General features: G+C 70.7%; 3 protein-coding genes. All 3 read right to left on the reverse strand.

The window, feature by feature from the left end:
• Nucleotides 1–338: 338 nt before the first annotated feature.
• Nucleotides 339–1,151 (reverse strand): pyrroline-5-carboxylate reductase, encoded by an 813-nt coding sequence (gene proC, locus ABZ898_RS29550; protein ID WP_361665428.1) that lies wholly within the window; start codon nucleotides 1,149–1,151, stop codon nucleotides 339–341.
• A 64-nt stretch (nucleotides 1,152–1,215) separates the two neighbouring features.
• A complete protein-coding gene (locus ABZ898_RS29555) occupies nucleotides 1,216–1,977 on the reverse strand; it encodes an ABC transporter permease (RefSeq protein ID WP_361665430.1) in 762 nt (253 codons plus the stop codon).
• Entirely contained in the window at nucleotides 1,974–2,771 is a 798-nt protein-coding gene (locus ABZ898_RS29560) for an ABC transporter ATP-binding protein (protein WP_361665432.1), read from the reverse strand. The genes ABZ898_RS29555 and ABZ898_RS29560 overlap by 4 nt, the downstream gene beginning before the upstream one ends.
• Between the last annotated feature and the right edge of the window lie 68 nt (nucleotides 2,772–2,839).

Raw genomic sequence — 2,839 nt, forward strand, 5'->3', positions numbered from 1 at the left:
TCCCTTTCCGGCGGTTCCGACTCTATCAGATCCTTTCGGCGTCTGATTCCCAGTCAGAGGGGGTTGTCTTCCCGGCCCGCTGGGCCGTTCCGACGAGTGAGACTTTAGCGGATTCCCGGCTCCCGAGCTAATCGGGGGCCTCGCTCTTTCGAACGCGGATTCCTCATTTCGCAAATGCGCACCAGAGCATGCGACAGCTGAGTGTCGATGGTGGTTGGCCTTGCGAGATGGCCGTCCGGGGACCGACCGGAGTCGGCGCTCACGTCGGACAGCTCGGAGTACATTACGCATCCGGAGAGGGGGTGTCAACCCCCCTCCGCACAGTTCTTCGGGCGAGGTCAGTCCTTCTTGCCGGAGGCCAGCTCGCGGCTGCGGTCGCGCGCCGCCTCCAGGGCCGCGATGAGGGCGGCACGTACGCCGTGGTTCTCCAGCTCGCGGATGGCGTTGATGGTCGTACCGGCCGGCGAGGTGACGTTCTCGCGGAGCTTGACCGGGTGCTCGCCGCTGTCGCGCAGCATGGTGGCGGCGCCGATCGCGGACTGGACGATCAGCTCGTGGGCCTTGTCGCGGGGCAGGCCGAGCAGGATGCCCGCGTCGGTCATGGCCTCGACCAGGTAGAAGAAGTACGCCGGGCCCGAGCCGGAGAGCGCGGTGCACGCGTCCTGCTGCCCCTCGGGCACGCGGAGCGTCTGACCGACGGCACCGAAGATCTCCTCGGCGGTGCTCAGGTGGTCCTCGGTGGCGTGGCTGCCCGGCGAGATGACGGACATCGCCTCGTCGACCAGGGCCGGGGTGTTGGTCATGACGCGTACGACCGGGGTGCCCTCGGCGAGACGCTCCTCGAAGAACGAGGTGGGGATGCCCGCGGCGCCGCTGATGACCAGGCGGTCGGCGGGGACGTGCGGGGCGAGTTCGTCCAGGAGGGTGCCCATGTCCTGCGGCTTGACCGTGAGGATCAGGGTGTCGGCGGTCTTGGCCGCCTCGGTGTTGGTGACCGGGGTGACTCCGTGCCGGGCACGGAGTTCTTCGGCGCGTTCCGGGCGGCGGGCGGTGACCAGGAGGTCCGCGGGCGCCCAGCCGCCCCGGATCATCCCGCTGAGCAGGGCTTCGCCGATCTTGCCGGTGCCGAGGACTGCGACTTTCTGGCTCATGCGCTTCATCCTCGCACCGGCGTCACGGCGTGTGGGGGGATCGTCCGGTGGGCGGACGCGGCTCTCAGTCGGTCCGGCGGCGCAGGGTGGCCGCGCCCAGGGCGAGGACCAGGAGCGCGCATCCGGCGACGATCAGGACGTCCCGGACGAAGGCCGAGGTCAGCTCGGTGTGGTGGAGGACCTCGTTCATCCCGTCGACGGCGTAGGACATCGGCAGGACGTCGGAGACGGCCTCCAGTGCCGGGTGCATGTCCGCGCGGGGCGTGAAGAGGCCGCACAGGAGGAGCTGGGGGAAGATCACCGCCGGCATGAACTGGACCGCCTGGAATTCCGAGGCCGCGAAGGCCGAGACGAAGAGGCCGAGGGCCGTGCCGAGCAGCGCGTCCAGCAGGGCGACCAGCAGGAGCAGCCAGGGGGAGCCGGTGACGTCCAGGCCGAGGAGCCAGACGGCGAGTCCGGTGGCGAGCGCGGACTGGACGACGGCCACCGTGCCGAAGGCGAGCGCGTATCCGGCGATGAGGTCGGCCTTGCCCAGGGGCATGGCGAGGAGGCGTTCGAGGGTGCCGGAGGTGCGTTCGCGCAGGGTGGCGATGGAGGTCACCAGGAACATCGTGATCAGCGGGAAGATCCCGAGCAGCGAGGCACCGATGTTGTCGAAGGTGCGCGGGCTGGCGTCGAAGACGTAGCGCAGCAGGACCAGCATCAGACACGGGACGAGGACCATCAGGGCGATGGTGCGCGGGTCGTGGCGGAGCTGGCGCAGTACGCGGGCGGCGGTGGCGTTGGTGCGGGCGGGGCTGAACGCCGCCGGGGTCGTGGTGCTCATCGGATCGGCTCCTCGGTGCGGTCGGCGGCCTCGTCCACGAGTCGCAGGAAGGCGTCCTCGACGGTCTCGGTGGCGGTGCGGGTGCGCAGGTCGTCGGGTGTGTCCTCGGCGAGGACGCGGCCCTCGCGCATGAGGAGGAGGCGGTGGCAGCGCTCGGCCTCGTCCATGACGTGGGAGGAGACGAGCAGGGTGGTGCCGCGTCCGGCGAGTTCGTGGAAGAGGTTCCACAGGTCGCGGCGGAGCACGGGGTCGAGGCCGACGGTCGGTTCGTCGAGGACGAGCAGGTCGGGGGTGCCGAGCAGGGCGACGGCGAGGGAGACGCGGCTGCGCTGGCCGCCGGAGAGGTTGCCGGCGAGGGCGTCGGCGCGGCCGGTGAGGTCGACGTCGGCGATGGCGCGGGTGACGTGCTCGTGGCGCCGGTCGGCTGCCGCGCGGCCCGGGTCGAGGATCGCGGCGAAGTAGTCGAGGTTCTGGCGGACGGTGAGGTCGTCGTAGACCGAGGGGGCCTGGGTGACGTAGCCGATGCGGCTGCGCAGGGTGGGGTGGCCGGCGGGGCTGCCGAGGACTTCGAGGGTGCCGGAGACCTTGGCCTGGGTGCCGGTGATCGAGCGGATCAGGGTGGACTTGCCGCAGCCGGAGGGGCCGAGCAGGCCGGTGATCCGGCCTCGGGGGACGGTGAAGCCGAGGTCGTGGAGGACGGTGCGGGTGCCGCGTACGACGGTGAGGCCGGCGGCGCGGACGGCATCGGGTGCCGTCGGCTGAAGTGGCTCGGGGCCAAGAAAAAAAACCGCTATGAAATATTGGACGGCGAGCTGCGCCGGGGAAAGGGCGGGGTAGAGGTGGCGCCGGTTGACGAACCGGG

The sequence above is a fragment of the Streptomyces sp. NPDC046860 genome, from assembly GCF_040645115.1.
Classification (GTDB): domain Bacteria; phylum Actinomycetota; class Actinomycetes; order Streptomycetales; family Streptomycetaceae; genus Streptomyces.